General features: G+C 61.5%; 18 protein-coding genes. 8 read left to right on the forward strand and 10 right to left on the reverse strand.

Annotated features, from left to right (window positions below; all coding sequences use genetic code 11):
• Nucleotides 1-3 precede the first annotated feature (3 nt).
• On the forward strand, nucleotides 4-354 hold the full coding sequence (locus C5L12_RS03090) for a DUF952 domain-containing protein (protein WP_205839298.1): 351 nt from the start codon (nucleotides 4-6) through the stop codon (nucleotides 352-354).
• Nucleotides 351-1,442, forward strand: a complete 1,092-nt coding sequence (locus tag C5L12_RS03095) for a quinone-dependent dihydroorotate dehydrogenase (RefSeq protein ID WP_105370551.1) — start codon at nucleotides 351-353, stop codon at nucleotides 1,440-1,442. The genes C5L12_RS03090 and C5L12_RS03095 overlap by 4 nt, the downstream gene beginning before the upstream one ends.
• Here C5L12_RS03095 and C5L12_RS03100 read toward each other — a convergent pair.
• From C5L12_RS03100 to C5L12_RS03110, 3 genes are read right to left on the reverse strand one after another with little or no spacing between them, the layout of a single operon-like run.
• Nucleotides 1,418-2,770 (reverse strand): MATE family efflux transporter, encoded by a 1,353-nt coding sequence (locus C5L12_RS03100; RefSeq protein ID WP_105370552.1) that lies wholly within the window; start codon nucleotides 2,768-2,770, stop codon nucleotides 1,418-1,420. The genes C5L12_RS03095 and C5L12_RS03100 overlap by 25 nt on opposite strands.
• A gap of 3 nt (nucleotides 2,771-2,773) precedes the next feature.
• Nucleotides 2,774-3,259 (reverse strand): CAP domain-containing protein, encoded by a 486-nt coding sequence (locus C5L12_RS03105; protein ID WP_105370553.1) that lies wholly within the window; start codon nucleotides 3,257-3,259, stop codon nucleotides 2,774-2,776.
• 1 nt (nucleotide 3,260) lies between these two features.
• Nucleotides 3,261-3,527, reverse strand: coding sequence for a DUF6460 domain-containing protein (locus tag C5L12_RS03110; RefSeq protein ID WP_105370554.1), 267 nt, complete (start codon nucleotides 3,525-3,527; stop codon nucleotides 3,261-3,263).
• A 133-nt stretch (nucleotides 3,528-3,660) separates the two neighbouring features.
• On the opposite strand from C5L12_RS03110, the gene C5L12_RS03115 reads away from it, so the two are divergent.
• The 3 genes from C5L12_RS03115 to C5L12_RS03125 all read left to right on the forward strand — a co-directional run bounded on the left by C5L12_RS03115 (nucleotide 3,661) and on the right by C5L12_RS03125 (nucleotide 5,991).
• Nucleotides 3,661-4,590: a class I SAM-dependent DNA methyltransferase gene (locus tag C5L12_RS03115; RefSeq protein ID WP_105370555.1), complete on the forward strand. Its 930-nt coding sequence runs from the start codon at nucleotides 3,661-3,663 to the stop codon at nucleotides 4,588-4,590.
• A 103-nt stretch (nucleotides 4,591-4,693) separates the two neighbouring features.
• Complete coding sequence (locus C5L12_RS03120; protein ID WP_245422736.1) at nucleotides 4,694-5,347, forward strand: YitT family protein; 654 nt, start codon at nucleotides 4,694-4,696, stop codon at nucleotides 5,345-5,347.
• Complete coding sequence (locus C5L12_RS03125; protein WP_105370557.1) at nucleotides 5,347-5,991, forward strand: YitT family protein; 645 nt, start codon at nucleotides 5,347-5,349, stop codon at nucleotides 5,989-5,991. Before C5L12_RS03120 ends, C5L12_RS03125 begins: the two co-directional genes overlap by 1 nt.
• Before the next feature lie 9 nt (nucleotides 5,992-6,000).
• On the opposite strand, the gene C5L12_RS03130 is transcribed toward C5L12_RS03125, so the two are convergent.
• Both C5L12_RS03130 and C5L12_RS03135 read right to left on the reverse strand, forming a co-directional pair.
• The gene (locus C5L12_RS03130; protein WP_105370558.1) at nucleotides 6,001-6,462 is read right to left on the reverse strand and encodes a carboxymuconolactone decarboxylase family protein; all 462 of its coding nucleotides are present in this window, start codon (nucleotides 6,460-6,462) and stop codon (nucleotides 6,001-6,003) included.
• Nucleotides 6,463-6,489: 27 nt separating this feature from the next.
• Nucleotides 6,490-6,990, reverse strand: a complete 501-nt coding sequence (locus C5L12_RS03135; protein ID WP_105370720.1) for an RrF2 family transcriptional regulator — start codon at nucleotides 6,988-6,990, stop codon at nucleotides 6,490-6,492.
• A gap of 96 nt (nucleotides 6,991-7,086) precedes the next feature.
• On the opposite strand from C5L12_RS03135, the gene C5L12_RS03140 reads away from it, so the two are divergent.
• Both C5L12_RS03140 and pdeM read left to right on the forward strand, forming a co-directional pair.
• A complete protein-coding gene (locus tag C5L12_RS03140) occupies nucleotides 7,087-9,603 on the forward strand; it encodes a ligase-associated DNA damage response DEXH box helicase (RefSeq protein ID WP_105370721.1) in 2,517 nt (838 codons plus the stop codon).
• Between the two features lie 32 nt (nucleotides 9,604-9,635).
• A complete protein-coding gene (gene pdeM, locus C5L12_RS03145; protein ID WP_105370722.1) occupies nucleotides 9,636-10,367 on the forward strand; it encodes a ligase-associated DNA damage response endonuclease PdeM in 732 nt (243 codons plus the stop codon).
• On the opposite strand, the gene C5L12_RS03150 is transcribed toward pdeM, so the two are convergent.
• The 3 genes from C5L12_RS03150 to C5L12_RS03160 form a co-directional block, all read right to left on the reverse strand.
• On the reverse strand, nucleotides 10,368-10,805 hold the full coding sequence (locus C5L12_RS03150) for a universal stress protein (RefSeq protein WP_105370559.1): 438 nt from the start codon (nucleotides 10,803-10,805) through the stop codon (nucleotides 10,368-10,370). It lies immediately after the preceding gene.
• Between the two features lie 45 nt (nucleotides 10,806-10,850).
• The gene (locus C5L12_RS03155; protein WP_105370560.1) at nucleotides 10,851-11,837 is read right to left on the reverse strand and encodes an alpha/beta hydrolase family protein; all 987 of its coding nucleotides are present in this window, start codon (nucleotides 11,835-11,837) and stop codon (nucleotides 10,851-10,853) included.
• Nucleotides 11,838-11,981: 144 nt separating this feature from the next.
• A complete protein-coding gene (locus C5L12_RS03160; protein ID WP_105370561.1) occupies nucleotides 11,982-12,542 on the reverse strand; it encodes a dihydrofolate reductase family protein in 561 nt (186 codons plus the stop codon).
• Between the two features lie 93 nt (nucleotides 12,543-12,635).
• On the opposite strand from C5L12_RS03160, the gene C5L12_RS03165 reads away from it, so the two are divergent.
• Nucleotides 12,636-13,154: a winged helix-turn-helix transcriptional regulator gene (locus C5L12_RS03165; RefSeq protein WP_105370562.1), complete on the forward strand. Its 519-nt coding sequence runs from the start codon at nucleotides 12,636-12,638 to the stop codon at nucleotides 13,152-13,154.
• On the opposite strand, the gene C5L12_RS03170 is transcribed toward C5L12_RS03165, so the two are convergent.
• Both C5L12_RS03170 and C5L12_RS03175 read right to left on the reverse strand, forming a co-directional pair.
• Nucleotides 13,155-13,958 (reverse strand): TIGR02186 family protein, encoded by an 804-nt coding sequence (locus C5L12_RS03170; protein WP_105370563.1) that lies wholly within the window; start codon nucleotides 13,956-13,958, stop codon nucleotides 13,155-13,157. It abuts the gene before it with no gap.
• Nucleotides 13,958-14,884, reverse strand: a complete 927-nt coding sequence (locus C5L12_RS03175) for a sulfite exporter TauE/SafE family protein (RefSeq protein WP_105370564.1) — start codon at nucleotides 14,882-14,884, stop codon at nucleotides 13,958-13,960. Before C5L12_RS03175 ends, C5L12_RS03170 begins: the two co-directional genes overlap by 1 nt.
• Nucleotides 14,885-15,007: the final 123 nt, after the last annotated feature.

Raw genomic sequence — 15,007 nt, forward strand, 5'->3', positions numbered from 1 at the left:
TTCATGATGACGGATATGGTGTATAAGATCGTGCCGGAAACGCTCTGGCGCCAGGCGAAGGGTAGCGGTGTCTTCGACGGCGCGGGTATCGATCTCCAGGACGGCTACATCCATTTGTCAACCGGGCCTCAGGCCAGAGAGACGGCCCGGCTGCATTTTGCCGGCGTTGCGGGCCTTGTCCTGGTGGCCGTCAACGCGGCGGAGCTTGGCGAGGCGCTGAAATACGAGCCCTCGCGCGGGGGTGACCTCTTCCCGCATCTTTACGCCAAGCTGCCTTTTTCGGCCGTGCTTTGGGAAATGCCGCTGCTGATCGGCGCAGACGGCGTGCATGCCTTTCCGGAGAAGATGCCATGATCGGTCCATTTGCCGGGCTTGCCTCACGTGGCCTTTTCGTCTTCGACCCGGAAACGGCACATGGCCTGTCGATCACGGCATTGAAGACGGGCCTCGTACCCACCTGCCGTATCGCGAACGATCCACGTCTTGCCCAGACGATTGCCGGGATCACCTTTCCGAACCCTCTCGGCCTTGCCGCCGGTTACGACAAGAATGCCGAAGTGCCGGATGCGATGCTGAAGCTCGGTTTCGGTTTCACCGAAGTGGGCACCGTGACGCCGAAACCTCAAGCAGGCAACGACAAGCCGCGCATCTTCCGCCTGGTGGAGGACCGCGGCGTCATCAACCGGCTCGGCTTCAACAACGAGGGGCATGAGGCTGCCTTCGCCAGGCTTTCGGCGCGGCACAATGCCCCGGGGATCGTTGGCGTCAATATCGGCGCCAACAAGGATACCGCCGATCGCGTGGCCGACTACGTCGCGGGCATTCGAAAGTTTTACGCGCTCGCCACCTATTTCACTGTCAACATCTCCTCTCCGAACACGCCGGGCCTGCGCGACCTGCAGGCCCGCGACAGCCTGAAGACGCTGCTGGAAGCCGTGCTTGCGGCGCGGGCGGAAGAGGGGCTGCGGTATGGACGAACCGTGCCGGTCTTTCTGAAGATCGCGCCCGATCTGACGGAGGAGGGGTTGGACGATATTGCCTCCGAAGCGACCTCCCATCCGCTGGACGGCCTGATCGTTTCCAACACCACGCTTTCCCGCGACGGGCTGAAGGATCAGATCCAGGCGAAAGAAGCGGGCGGTCTTTCCGGCGTGCCGCTCTTCAAACGGTCGACGGTCATGCTTGCCAAGATGCGCAAACGCGTCGGCCCGGCTCTGCCGATTATCGGGGTGGGTGGGGTTTCCAGTGCGACGGACGCCTTGGAAAAAATCCGCGCCGGCGCGGACCTGGTGCAGCTTTATTCCTGCATGGTTTATGAAGGCCCCAGCCTGCCGGCAACAATCCTGAAGGGCCTCTCGTCGCTTCTCGACCGGGAAAAGCTCTCCTCGATCCGGGAAATCCGCGACACCCGTCTCGATCAGTGGGCGGCGGAAAAGCTCTGACGCGCCTTGCGCGGCACCATTGCCGCGAGAAAGATGCCGCGCATCAGCAGGAAGAGGTTGAGCGACAGCCAGAGCCCGTGATTGCCGAAAAGCGGCACGAGCGCGGCGAGCGCTAAACAATATCCGGCGAAGGAGGCGAGCATCATGTTGCGCATCTCCCGTGACCATGTGGCGCCGATGAAGACGCCGTCCATCTGGAAGGCCAGCACGCCGGTCAAACCCGTCAATGCCGCCCATCCGAGATAGCTGTAGGCCGTCTGCCGCACGTCTTCGGACGTCGTCAGCATGTCGATAATCGGCTGCCCGAAGAGAATGAAGAACAGTCCGACGGCGCCCGCCATGGCGAAGGACCAGAGGCCGGTCAGCTTCAGCGCACGGTCGAAGGAAGGACGATACCGCGCCCCGACCGCCCTGCCGGCCAGCTGTTCGGCAGCCCCCGCTAGACCGTCCAGGAAGAAGGCAGACAGCATGAAGACGTTCATCAGCACGGCGTTGGCGGCGAGCGTCACGGCGCCGAAGCTGGATCCGACGCGTGTCAGCAGCGCAAATGCGCCGTTCAATATCAGTGATCGGATCAGGATATCGGCATTGAGGTGGAAGAGCTGTTTGAGCTTGGCCGCGTCGAAGATGTCCACACGGCTCGGCCGATGGACAGCAGAAAACTGCCGGCTGACGATCAGGAAGCCGATCACGACCGCCGCGGTTTCGGCAAGCGCGGTTCCCCAGGCCACTCCGGCAATACCCCAGCCGAGACCGAGGCCAAGAAAGATCGAAAGCATGATGTTCGTGCCGTTGAGAATGATTTGCAGGACAAGGCCCAGCAAGCCCTGGCCGCGCCCGAGCACATAGCCGAGGATCGCGAAATTGGCGAAGGTCGCGGGGCTGGTCAGCACGCGGATCCTGAAATATTGGCGTGTGACGTCAGCGACGGCGGGATCGCTGGTCATCAGCTCCGGCGCGAAAGCGAGGATCAGCGGAGAAAGCGCCAGCATGACGAAGCCGAGCCCGAATGCGCTAAGAAGCGCTCGCCAGAACACCGCCTGCTGTTCGCGATGGTCGCCACGGCCGAAAGCCTGAGCGACGAGACCGGTGGTGGACGTGCGCAGGAAGCTTAAGCTGCCATAGATGAGGTCGAAGAGGATTGCGCCGATCGCCAGCCCGGCGAGCGCCTCGGCCTTTCCGAACTGGCCGACGACCGCGGTATCCGTAAGCCCGAGCAGCGGGGTCGTGAGAAAGCCGAGCGTCATCGGGATCGCGATGCCGAGTACCAGCCGGTGCGTCACGTCGAACGGCTTTGCGGCCTGCCCTTCTGGTCCGCGGCCATCCATCGCCTAACCCGAAAGGACCATGGCCCAATAGGTGCGGCTGTCATCGGCGCGCGCCACGGCGACGCCGAGCCCCCTGAAGGAACCGAGCATGTTTTCGAGATGCTTGGGAGAGTCGATCCAGGCCTGCACGGCTGCGTTTACCGAATCCTGGCCGCTGGCGATGTTTTCGGCGGCGGGCAGCGCCACGTCATTGCGCTTCATGCGCGAGCCGAAGTCGTCGCCGAAGCCGATCAGGTGTTTCATCTTCTCGGCTTTTGCCATGCGGATAGCGTGCTGGGAGGCAGCCTTGCGTGCAGGCGTATCGAGGGTCAGTGCCGCCAGACCGCGGCTTTGTCTCAGCTTGTTGACCATCGGCAGCGCCGCTTCCGTTTCGTCCTCGGCGCCTGCGGTCGGGGTGAGAACAGATGTCGTGGAACAGCCGGCGAGCAGCAGGCCCATTCCTGACATCATGAGGAAACCCCGGCGGGAGGAAATATAGAGGTCGGTCATGTCAGCGGCGGTAGCTCAACAGGCGCAGGATGACGAAGATCGGAATGACGACGATGGCGCCCAGCACCAGATAGTTGCCGACCCGGCCGAGAGCCCGGAAACCGTTGTACCAGAGGTCCAGGAACCAGTAGCGGACCGTATCGACGATATTGTCCGGCGTGAAGCCAAAAAACGCCAGTACGAACCCTACGATGAGGCACACGACGATCAGCTTGATGATCGTGCGACCCGGCGTATCGCCCAGGAACCTGTTCATCCCGTCCGCCATCCTTGTCTGTCTCCGAATTGCCTGAAACGCATACCCGCGGCTCGTCTGCGCCGCAAGCGCCTTGGCCTCCTCAAATAGAACTTGAGTTTTTTTGTGGCTTCGGCAAAGAACCCGCGACCCTTGGGAGCCGATCATGTCCGCCAGCCAGTTCTCCTCCGGCGATGTGATCGCCGACCGCCGCGCCGACTATGCCCGCATGTTGGCGGAGGCGGGCGATTTCGCCGCCGCCGCGGAACTCGTGGAACAGGCCCTGGAACTCGTCCCCGGCTGGGCCGCGGGCTGGTTCCGGCTCGGCGAATATCGTGAGAAGGCCACACTTGCGACCGCCGCGGACGCATATCGGCAGGCGCTCGATCTCCAGCCAGACGACATCTTCGGCGCAAGATTGAAGCTCGCGCTGCTCGGCGCCGAGGAAATGCCGGCCCAGCCCCCGAGCCGTTATGTCGAGGGCCTGTTCGATGACTATGCCGACCGGTTTGATACGGCGCTTGTCGAGAGGCTAGAATATTCCGTGCCCGGCAAGCTCGCCGCTCTCGTCGCACCCCATGCGCCGTTCAGGAATACCGTCGATCTCGGTTGCGGCACGGGCCTTTTCGGTGCCGAAATCCGTGACAGGACGGAGCGCCTCGAGGGCTTCGACCTTTCCGGAAACATGCTTGCCAGGGCGGAGGCAAAGGGCCTCTATGACCATCTCGGCCAATCGGACCTCAGCCTTTCTCCGGACCTGTCCGGCCTTTTTTCCGGAAACCTTGCCCGGCATCGCGCCGATCTCGTTTCTGCCGCCGATGTGCTGATGTATCTCGGTTCGCTGGAAACCGTCTTCCCGCTGGTTCTCGAGCTTCTCTCATCCACGGGGCTCTTCGGTTTCTCCGTCGAGGATGCGGGCGAGAAGGGGTCTTACCTTCTCCGAGATTCGCTGCGTTACGCCCATTCCGAAACCTATATCCGGTCTCTGCTTCATCGCTACGGCTTCGAAATTCTCGCGTTGCAAAAGACCGCCATTCGCATGGACGCCGGCAAACCAATCGATGGCATCCTCTTTCTGTCGCGAAAGCTCGCCTGACCGAATGTTTCTTGCTTTTTTCGCAGCCGCCATATCCCCGCTTGAACGGGCTTGATGACGGTTTTATTGCAGTGCAATATCACCGCGAATGAAGGGATCGGAATTGGCCGGGCAGCAGAAGCAGGTTCAGAGAAAAAACCTTGGGCTCTATAGCGCCGACCCGTCGCAGCACACGCTCCTTGAGGACGGTCAGGGGCTTTTGACCGGCGCCATGGTTGCTGCCCTCGGCTTCTATTTCCTGAACAAGGTCGGCCTGCTCACCGGCGGCACTGCAGGCGTTGCTTTTCTTCTGCACTACGCCTTGGGTATTTCCTTCGGCCTCCTGTTCTTTATCGTCAACCTGCCGTTTTATTATCTTTCGTTTCGCCGGCTGGGGCTCTCCTTCTCGGTAAAGACCTTCGTCGCGATCGGGCTTGTCTCCGTGATCTCCGAGGTCGAGGGCCGCTTCTTTCTGATCGATTATCTACATCCCTTCTGGGCGGCTCTGCTCGGCGGGCTGCTTCTCGGCTATGGTCTCCTGGCGCTATACCGCCACCGGGCGAGCCTCGGTGGTGTCGGCATCCTGGCGATCTACATCCAAGACCGGTTCGGCATCCAGGCCGGGCTGATCCAGCTTGCCTTCGACCTCTGCGTCATGCTCTGTGCCTTTGCGGTGGTCAGCCCGATGACCGTGGCCTGGTCGGTGGTCGGCGCTGTCGTTCTCAACCTCTTCTTGGCGATCAACCATCGCTCGGATCGCTATATCGTGGTGCGCTGATGTCGGATGCCGCAGCCAAGAAAAGCCCGGTCGGCTTTTGGGCCTCCAGTTCGGATAAACACTCGCCGCTGGAAGACATGCAGGGCGTGGTTGCCGGCAGCATGCTGGCGGCGCTTGGCGTGACGATGCTGGCCAAGGCGGAGTTCCTGATCGGTGGAACCGCCGGCCTCGGCTTTCTGATCCGCTATTCCACGGGTTTGAGTTTCGGCCTCGTCTTCTTCGCCCTCAACCTGCCGTTCTACTGGATGGCCTACAAGCGGCTGGGTCTCTCCTTCACGGTCAAGACCTTTGCAGCCGTCGCGCTGACCTCCGTGCTCACGGAATTCCTGCCGCAACTGATCGGCTTCGGCCACATCAACCCGATCGCCGCCGCTCTCTTCGGAGGACTGCTGATCGGTGCGGGCATGCTGGCGCTCTTTCGTCACCGGGCTTCGCTCGGCGGCTTCGGCATTCTGGCGCTTTATCTGCAGGACCGCTTCGGCTGGCGCGCCGGCTTCGTGCAGCTCGGACTGGATGGATTGGTGCTGACGCTTTCCTTTTTCGTCGCCAGCCCGTTTGTCATTCTCTGCTCGATTCTCGCGGCGGTGACGCTGAACCTGACGCTCGCGATCAACCACCGCACGGATCGTTACATCGTTCGCTAGGTGACTTGATCACGCAGCCTTGGCCGGCTGGTCGATCGAGTGAAGCGCGCGGAAGCCGACGCAGAGCCGGTTCCAGACGTTGATCACGCCGATTGCGACGGTGATCTTCATCATGTCCTCTTCCGAGAAATGCGCCTTCAGCACCTCGTAGGCGCTGTCGGGAACATGCGTGTCGGCAACCTTGGTCACCGCATCGACCCAGGTCAGCAGCGCGCGTTCCTTTTCGTCGTAGATCGGCGATTCTTCCCACACGCTCATCATGTTGATCCACTGCTCGGAGAGGCCGTCGTGGCGGCTTTCCTTGACATGCATATCGACGCAATAGGCACAGTGATTGATGATCGAGGCGCGAAGCTTGATCAGATGGATGAAGCGGCGCTCGAGGCCGGATTTCTGGACGTAGTTTTCCAGATCAAGAACGGCCTTGTAGGCATCCGGCGAGGCCTTGGCGAAGTTCAAACGAGGCTGCATCGGTCTTCTCCTTGGGTTGTGGCCGTCTCAACGGGCCGTTTTGCGTTCGTGGATTTCGAGGAAGGCGCAGCCGCGGGCGGCAATGCCGCCGTCGTCAGTGGCCTTCAGGTCCGCTAGGATATCGGCGATCGTCACCTTGGCGAGTTCGGCGCGATAGGCCTTTTCGGCCTTCAGCATGGCGGCGTTGATGCCGCAGGGCTTGGCGAAATATCGCCCCGGCAGCGGGTTAGGGCCACGCTGACGGATTTCGGCGCAGCGAAAAGCCGGCGCAGGCCCTTCCACCGCCAGTACGATATCGAGCAGCGTGATCTCCTCCGGCCTCTTCGCCAGCCGATAGCCGCCCTTCGGGCCGGGGACGGTACTGACCAGCCCGGCGCCGGAAAGCGCCTGCAGATGTTTCAAGAGATAGCTCGTGGAGACGCCGTGGAACTCCGCTAGGGCTGCGGCCGAAAGCACGCCGCCTTCGGAAACGCCCGAAAGCATGGTCATGCAATGGATCGCCTGTTCGATGCCGTCGCTGAGTTTCATCATTCGCTCCATATCATGGATATTATTTATCCATGATTGTGCGAAGGCGTCAAGCCTTCTTTTTTGCCTGTTCGCGACTACCTTATCGGCGTGGATATCGTCGAAACCTCATCTTCCGGCCGTGATGCCGCGCTTTTGCCCCGGCCGTTCCTGAAATGGTTTGCCGATAAGGGCTGGCAGCCGCGTGCGCACCAGCTCGAATTGCTTTCGCGCGCCACCGCTGGCGAAAGCGTGCTGCTGATTGCCCCGACGGGTGCCGGCAAGACGCTCGCCGGTTTCCTGCCGTCGCTGACCGATCTCACCCGTCGCGGTAAGATCCCACCCGGCTCGGCCTTCACCGGCATCCACACACTCTACGTCTCGCCCCTGAAAGCGCTGACGGTGGATATAGAACGCAACCTGATGAAGCCGGTGACGGAAATGGGCCTAGCCGTCACGATCGAAAACCGCACCGGCGATACCCCGCAAGCCAAGCGCCAGCGCCAGAAGCTCAACCCGCCGGATATCCTGCTGACCACCCCGGAACAGGTGGCGCTGCTGCTTGCGAACAAGGAGGCCGAGCGTTTCTTCAAGGACCTGAAATATGTAGTGCTGGATGAATTGCATTCGCTGGTCACCTCGAAGCGCGGTCATCTGCTCTCGCTCGGTCTGGCAAGGCTGAGAAGACACGCGCCGGCCCTGCAGACTATCGGCCTTTCGGCCACCGTCTCCGACCCGATGGACCTGCAGCGCTGGCTGGTGCCGCAAGGCGAAGATCCGGCGCCCCCTGCCGGCCTGGTGCATGTCACGGGGGGAGCCGCACCTGACATCACCATCATGAAGACTGAGGACCGCATCCCCTGGTCCGGACACGTCTCCACCTATGCGATGCCGGAGGTCTACGAGGAGATCAAACGCCACAAGACGACGCTGATCTTCGTCAATACCCGCTTCCAGGCGGAGTTGCTCTTCCAGACGCTCTGGACGATCAACGAAGACAATCTGCCCATCGCGCTCCATCACGGCTCGCTCGATGTCGGCCAGCGCCGCAAGGTGGAAGCTGCCATGGCGGCGAACAAACTGCGCGCCATCGTCGCCACCTCGACGCTCGACATGGGCATCGATTGGGGCGATGTGGATCTCGTGGTTCATGTCGGCGCACCGAAGGGCGCCTCGCGGCTTGCCCAGCGCATCGGCCGCTCCAATCACCGTATGGACGAGCCGTCCAAGGCGATCCTCGTGCCTGCCAACCGTTTCGAGGTGATGGAATGCCAGGCGGCACTCGATGCCAATTATCTCGGCGCTCAGGATACGCCTCCGGTAGGCGAAGGCGCGCTCGATGTCCTCGCCCAGCATGTTCTCGGCATGGCCTGCGCCGAACCCTTCGATCCGCTCGAACTCTACGAGGAGATCATTTCAGCCTCGCCCTATGCCGACCTCTCCTGGGAAATGTTCGAGCGTATCGTCGATTTTGTCGCGACCGGCGGTTATGCGCTGCGCTCCTACGAGCGCTACGCCAAGATCAGGAAGACCAAAGAGGGGCGCTGGCGCGTTTCCAATCCTCAGGTCGCGCAGCAATACCGGCTGAACCTCGGCACGATCGTCGAGGCGACAGAGCTCAACGTCCGCCTCGTCCGGCGTGGAGCCAATGGTGCACTCGGGCGCGGTGGCATGTCGCTCGGCAAGGTCGAGGAATATTTCCTTGAGCAGCTCGTGCAGGGCGATACCTTCCTCTTCGCCGGCAAGGTGCTGCGTTTCGAAGGCATCCGTGAAAACGAGTGCCTCGTCTCTAACGCCTTTTCGCTGGACCCGAAGATACCGGCCTATGCCGGCGGCAAGTTCCCGCTCTCCACCTATCTCGCCGATCAGGTGCGCGGCATGCTCGCCGACCCCGATCGCTGGCAGAAGCTTCCCGATCAGGTGCGGGACTGGCTGAATATCCAGCTGGAACGCTCGATGCTTCCAAAGAAGGACGAACTGCTGATCGAGACGTTTCCGCGGGGAAAACGCTTCTTCATGATCGCCTATTGCTTCGAAGGGCGCCTGGCGCATCAGACGCTCGGCATGCTGCTCACCCGCAGGCTCGAGCGCGCCGGCGCCCGCCCGCTCGGCTTTGTCGCGACGGATTACTCGCTGGCCGTCTGGGGCCTGAACGACATCGGCGCGATGATCAAGGCGGACCGGTTGAGCCTGTCCGACCTCTTTGACGAAGACATGCTGGGCGACGATCTGGAGGCCTGGCTCAATGAAAGCTACATGCTGAAGCGCACATTCCGCAATTGCGCCGTGATTTCCGGTTTGATCGAGCGCCGCCATCCGGGCAAGGAAAAGACTGGACGGCAGGTCACGGTCTCGACTGATCTCATTTACGACGTTCTCAGAAGCCACGAGCCGGATCATGTGCTTCTGGAGGCCACACGACGGGATGCGGCATCCGGCCTTTTGGATTTGAGCCGGTTAGGCGATATGCTGAAGCGAATCAGGGGGCACATTACCCACCGCGATCTCGACCGTGTTTCGCCGCTTGCCGTTCCGATCATGCTGGAGATCGGCAAGGAATCAGTACCGGGCGAGGCGCATGATGCGGTGCTGGAAGAGGCCGCCGAGGAACTGATAGCGGAGGCGCTCAGCTGATGCCCGCCGCACCATGGGAAGACATTGAATTGATGCATCGCCTCGGCCTGGCCGCCCGGACATTATCGATGACAGATGCGGCCTCGGGCGCGGAAGAGATTATCGTAAATGGCGTCCTCGCCGTCTGCGATCCGCTGGGCGGCCTGTACCTGCCGGAAACCGGCACGCTCGTTGTCTCCGACCTGCATCTTGAAAAAGGGGCAGCCTTTGCCCGCCGCGGCATTATGCTTCCGCCCTACGACACGGTTGCGACCCTCAATATCCTTTCGGCCGTCATCACCCGCTACGATCCGAAGCTCGTCATCTCGCTCGGCGACAATTTTCATGACCGGAAAGGCTCGAAATACCTTGCCCCCGAGCTTCGCGCGTTGATTGCCGGCATGGCGCGCGGCCGCGACTGGATCTGGATCAACGGCAACCACGATCCGGATGGCACGGTCGATCTGCCCGGTAGCTGCGCCGATGAACTGATTTATGGCGGCCTCGTATTCCGGCACGAACCGAGTCTGATTTCCGGCAAGGGCGAAATTGCCGGTCACCTGCATCCGTTGGCCACCGTCCGCCGCCGCGAAAAATCCGTCCGCCGCCCATGCTTTGCGAGTGACGGCAGCCGTCTGCTGATGCCGGCATTCGGCGTGCTCGCCGGCGGCCTTGATCTTCGTCATCAGGCGATGCATGGCCTCTTCGACCGGGAGAAGTTGGTCGCGCACCTGCTGGGCCGCGACCGCATCTATTCGGTCCGTTATACCAATCTGACCGCCTGATCAGCGATAAACCAGCACCGGCGTCTTGGAATGCGCCAGCACCTTCATGGTTACGCTTCCGAGCATGAAGGCCTTGAAGCCGGATCGGCCGTGAGACGCCATGGCGATGATGTCGCAATGTTGTTTCTCGGCAGTCTCGACGATGGTGCCGGCCGGATCCAGGCTCGTCAGCTTGAGGGTTTCGCAAGCGACCATGCGTTGCTTGGCCGCCTGGGTGGCGTCGGCCAGGATGCCGTCGGCGGCTTTGTTGTTGCTCTGGTCATAGGCCGCATAGGCAACTTCCAGGCCCGTCGGGTTGAGGGTCATCACCTGTAGCGGCTCCATGACGACAAGCACCGTCGCTTCCGCTCCGATCTCGCGGGCGAAATCGAGAGACTTTTCGAGCGCCTGCGTCGAAAGCGCCGATCCGTCGGTGGGGATGAGAACGTGTTTGTACATCTGAGGCCTCCGTTGTTTTGGATAGTATGGACGCCCGGCGCGATTCTACATTGATATTGCGCAATTTCGGTGGGCGAGGGAGGTGGCCTCGCTGTTATCCCAAGGGTTTACTCCATCCCGCAGCCAGCAAAGCGTATCGCGCCAGAAGCCGTCTGAATGACGGGAATGAAAAAGGCTGAAATGCCCTATTTCCCGAAGGCCGTAGTGGGCGGGCGATAAGAGGACCTGGTCCACGGCCGCATTGCGATAATAGCCGAGTGTCCGCTGGATTGCCGCCGGCGTGCCGATGTCGTCGTCTTCCACCGCCACCGCAAGGATCGCGGCCTTGACCGCGTCGAACCTTTTGATCACATCGGAGCGCTCCGTTGCAGGATGGGTGAGTTCCATTCGGGCGCGGCGAAAGCTCCATTCGTTGGCGACACCCGCCGGCAGGTCCTCCAGCCAGCCGAGCCGTTTTCCCGGGAAAAAGCCAAGGAGCGCCGTCAGGGCTGGCATGGTCACGTGCCATTTCAGAAACAATCGCATGCGATGGCCGGCGGCATAATCGGGCCAATAGGCATATTGCGCGCCCATGGTCAGCATACGGTCGATCCGCTCCGCCTTTGGCGAAAGCCCAGGCAGGTAACCTCCTATGCTATGGCCGACAACGTGGAGCGGTTGGTCGGGGCGGGCGAGATCCATATGCCGGAGCGCCGAGTCGAAATCCTGCTCGCCCCATTCCCGCCAGCGATAGCCGCAGCCCTTGAGCGTCGCCGGCCGCGAAAGTCCGATTCCCCGGTAGTCATAGGTCAGGACATCGAAACCCTCCCGGCTCAGGAAATCCGCGTAATAATGATAGTAGCGGGCAAGAACGCCGGTGGCCGGATTGATGATGATGCTCGCAACTGCCGAACCATGCGCCGGCCAGAAATGGCCGTGCAACACGACGCCATCGCGGCAGGTCAGGCTGACCGCTTCGCCGGTTGGACGCGGTTTTGATGCCGCGCCGGCATCCGCAATGTCCGCGGTTTCGGCGGATTGGCTGTCGGTCATGGTATCCTCCTCCTGGACGGAGAATATTCGCAGCTCCTTGCAGCGCAATAAGCCAAAGGGAGAAGACAGAGCAGGAAGAGAATGGGATCGACCAAGAGGAAAGGTCGGCCAATCCCTACCTGCCCCCTCAGTTCCTTCGCCATCTCAAACTGCCTTCCCGACCTCATAGTTCAAGATTACGGAGCCGTTGGCTGCTATGCTGGACGAGATCAGCTTCAATCCCGTCTGTTGCCCGGTTTGCTTGAAAAGCGGATTGCCCGAACCGAGCAGGACCGGCGCGATGCAAATGCGATACTCATCCACCAGGCCGTCCTTCATCAGCGAAGCCACCAGTTCCGCGCTTCCGAAAACGAAGATCGTCTTGCCCTCTTCGGCTTTCCGCTTTTTCAGTTCGGAGGCGGGATCGCTGACGACCCGGGTATTGTTCCACGCGGCCTCCTTCAACGTCCTGGAGACTGCCAGTTTGGCAATATTGTTCATGTATTCCTTGACCTTGGAGTCTTCCTCGGCCGTCGGCCAGTAGGCCGCCATGCCCTCATAGGTCTTGCGGCCGAAGACCAGCAAATCGCCTTCCTCCCCGAATTGCTCCGAAAGCTTTTCGAGCTCCGGCCCCCAGGCATAGTTGTGAAAGGCTAGATCCCAAGGCTTTTCGCCTTCGAAATAACCGTCAAGCGTCATCAGGTTCCAGACCACCAGCTTTCTCATCTCATTCCTCCCAATGTTAAACCAGTTGCGATTAGCAATCGGTTGAAAGTTAGCTAAACTGATTTTATAATGCAAGTAGTTTTGGAGAAGAAAATGCAAGACACCTATCGCTCGGGTTGCCCGATCAACCTCACTCTGGAAGTCCTGGGCGACCGCTGGAGCCTGATCGTCATTCGCGACATCATGTTCGGCAATCGCCGGCACTTCCGCGAGCTGCTGCAGAATTCGGAGGAGGGAATCGCCTCCAATATCCTCGCCGACCGCCTGAAGCGGCTGGTGGAGCGGGGACTGCTCTCCCGCGAGGACGATCCGAGCCACAAGCAGAAAGGAATCTACAGTCTAACGGAAATGTCCATTCGGCTCGTGCCGATCTTTGCGGAAATGGGCACCTGGGGTCGGCATTTCATGCCGGTGTCGGAAGAGCTTTCGATCCGGGCCCAGCTTCTGGAGGAGGGTGGCCGGCCGCTTTGGGAGGACTTCATGGAGGAGCTGCGCGTGCTGCACCTGCACGCCCCCCGCGACCCCTCCAAACCCTCAGTGTTCGACCGGCTGCGCGCGGCCTATCTCGAGGTTGTCGCCCGCAACAAGGCGGCTGCGGCCGCCGCCGAGTGATCAATCCTTGCGGAACATCAGGCTTGCGCCCCAGCCGGTAACGACGGCGATCAGGACGCACAGGAAGCCGTAGGCGAGCGGCCGCTCGTGGGCGGCATCGGTGATGGCCTGTTCGATGCCGGTCTTCACCACCCGGAGCGGCAGCTCGCGCTGGGCAATCAGCTGGCCGCTCTTGAACAGGTAGGCGCGCACCATATGCATTCCATCCGGGATGTTGGCAGGCAGCTTGACCGACGCACGGAACAGGCTGGACGAGACGAATCGCACGCCGCTTGTATCCCGCTGGTAGAGGCCGTTCGCGAGCTTCAGGCGTCGATAGGCGTCGCGGAATTCCCTGATCGACCCGGAATCTGCAATATACCCGACGGGATTGAGCGGCAGGTGCGCGATGCCGACGCCGATACTGTTGAGGCTCGGCGCTTCGTCGATGCTTTCGATCTGGCGGGTGCTGGCCAGCGAATAGCTTTCCGGCACCTGTTCGAAGGTCATCGATTGGGCGTTCATCCAGATGCCGAAGATGCGTTCCTTCCGGCGCACCGTCGCATAGTCCCTCGGGCCCTCTAGCGTCACGACCACGTCATACTGGCCGATCGCCAGGAACAGCTCGTCGGCATTGGTGAGAGCGCCGAAGATCGTCAGATCGGCTCCGCGAAAATCCGAGGCGATGGCGATTTCGCTTGTCGACGCCCCGATCTCGAGCCCTTCCTTCACCGTCGACGCCTCGCCCATCGGCACCTGCGCCGCAGCCGGTGGAGCGAACGCGAGGAGAGGCACGAGAAGGAGCGTTTGAAGCAGTCGGCGCATCAGTAGGAGAGCCCCCCTACCGCGACCGAATAGATCTCCTCCGGCGTCACGATGAGGCCGATCGCAAGACGGATGCCGACGGCGAGCACGAGCAGCGCGAGCAGCGCGCGCAGCTGCTCGCCGCGCAGCTTTTGCCCGACGCGCACCCCGTATTGGGCGCCGATCACCCCGGCGATCATCAGGATCGTCGCCAGCACGATGTCCACCGAGTAGTTGGTGGCGGCCTGCACCATGGTCGTATAGGCCGTGACGAAGATGATCTGGAAAAGCGAGGTTCCGACGACCACGCTGGTGGGGATGCGCAGCAGATAGATCATCGCCGGCACCATGATGAAACCGCCGCCGACACCCATGATCGAGGTCAGCACTCCAATGCCGAAACCGAGTGCGACGACCGGAATGGCGCTGAGATAGATCTTCGATTTTTTGAACCGCATCTTGAGCGGCAGCCGGTGGACCCAGTTGTGCTGGCCGGGACGTTTGAGCGGCAGCTGCTCGTTGTTCCTGGCGCGGCGCAAGGCCCGCAGGCTTTCCTGCAGCATCAGCGCCCCGATGGTGCTGAGCAGCACGACGTAGAGGAGCGAAATGAACAGGTCGAGCTGCCCGACCCGGCGGAGCCAGGAAAACACCCAGACGCCCGCCGTGGCACCAGCCAGACCGCCGACTAGCAAGACGCAGCCGAGCTTCATGTCCAGCGTGCCGCGCCGGAAATGGGTGATCGCGCCGGAAATCGACGAAGCCACGACCTGGTTCGCGCCGGTCGCCACCGCCACCACAGGCGGGATGTTGTAGAAGATCAGGAGCGGCGTGATCAGGAAGCCGCCGCCCACGCCGAACATGCCGGAGAGGAAGCCGACGGCTGCGCCCATGCCGAGAATGATGAAGATGTTCACCGACAGCTCTGCAATCGGCAGGTAAACAGTCACGGCCGAACCCCGACAAGGCAAAAAAACGCGACACCCCCGCGGACAGATCGCGATGTGGCTATCCACCCGCTGCGGTGATGGGAAATCAATCTCACATGCCGCGTGAACGGGGCATGAAGGGCT

Source organism: Neorhizobium huautlense (assembly GCF_002968575.1).
Lineage (GTDB): Bacteria > Pseudomonadota > Alphaproteobacteria > Rhizobiales > Rhizobiaceae > Neorhizobium > Neorhizobium huautlense.

Coding starts and splice junctions, on each gene's coding strand:
- C5L12_RS03090 (WP_205839298.1), top strand. CDS start 4: ATGATGACGGATATGGTGTATAAGATCGTGCCGGAAACGCTCTGGCGC.
- C5L12_RS03095 (WP_105370551.1), top strand. CDS start 351: ATGATCGGTCCATTTGCCGGGCTTGCCTCACGTGGCCTTTTCGTCTTC.
- C5L12_RS03100 (WP_105370552.1), bottom strand. CDS start 2,770: ATGGATGGCCGCGGACCAGAAGGGCAGGCCGCAAAGCCGTTCGACGTG.
- C5L12_RS03105 (WP_105370553.1), bottom strand. CDS start 3,259: ATGACCGACCTCTATATTTCCTCCCGCCGGGGTTTCCTCATGATGTCA.
- C5L12_RS03110 (WP_105370554.1), bottom strand. CDS start 3,527: ATGGCGGACGGGATGAACAGGTTCCTGGGCGATACGCCGGGTCGCACG.
- C5L12_RS03115 (WP_105370555.1), top strand. CDS start 3,661: ATGTCCGCCAGCCAGTTCTCCTCCGGCGATGTGATCGCCGACCGCCGC.
- C5L12_RS03125 (WP_105370557.1), top strand. CDS start 5,347: ATGTCGGATGCCGCAGCCAAGAAAAGCCCGGTCGGCTTTTGGGCCTCC.
- C5L12_RS03130 (WP_105370558.1), bottom strand. CDS start 6,462: ATGCAGCCTCGTTTGAACTTCGCCAAGGCCTCGCCGGATGCCTACAAG.
- C5L12_RS03135 (WP_105370720.1), bottom strand. CDS start 6,990: ATGAAACTCAGCGACGGCATCGAACAGGCGATCCATTGCATGACCATG.
- pdeM (WP_105370722.1), top strand. CDS start 9,636: ATGCATCGCCTCGGCCTGGCCGCCCGGACATTATCGATGACAGATGCG.
- C5L12_RS03150 (WP_105370559.1), bottom strand. CDS start 10,805: ATGTACAAACACGTTCTCATCCCCACCGACGGATCGGCGCTTTCGACG.
- C5L12_RS03155 (WP_105370560.1), bottom strand. CDS start 11,837: ATGACCGACAGCCAATCCGCCGAAACCGCGGACATTGCGGATGCCGGC.
- C5L12_RS03160 (WP_105370561.1), bottom strand. CDS start 12,542: ATGAGAAAGCTGGTGGTCTGGAACCTGATGACGCTTGACGGTTATTTC.
- C5L12_RS03165 (WP_105370562.1), top strand. CDS start 12,636: ATGCAAGACACCTATCGCTCGGGTTGCCCGATCAACCTCACTCTGGAA.
- C5L12_RS03170 (WP_105370563.1), bottom strand. CDS start 13,958: ATGCGCCGACTGCTTCAAACGCTCCTTCTCGTGCCTCTCCTCGCGTTC.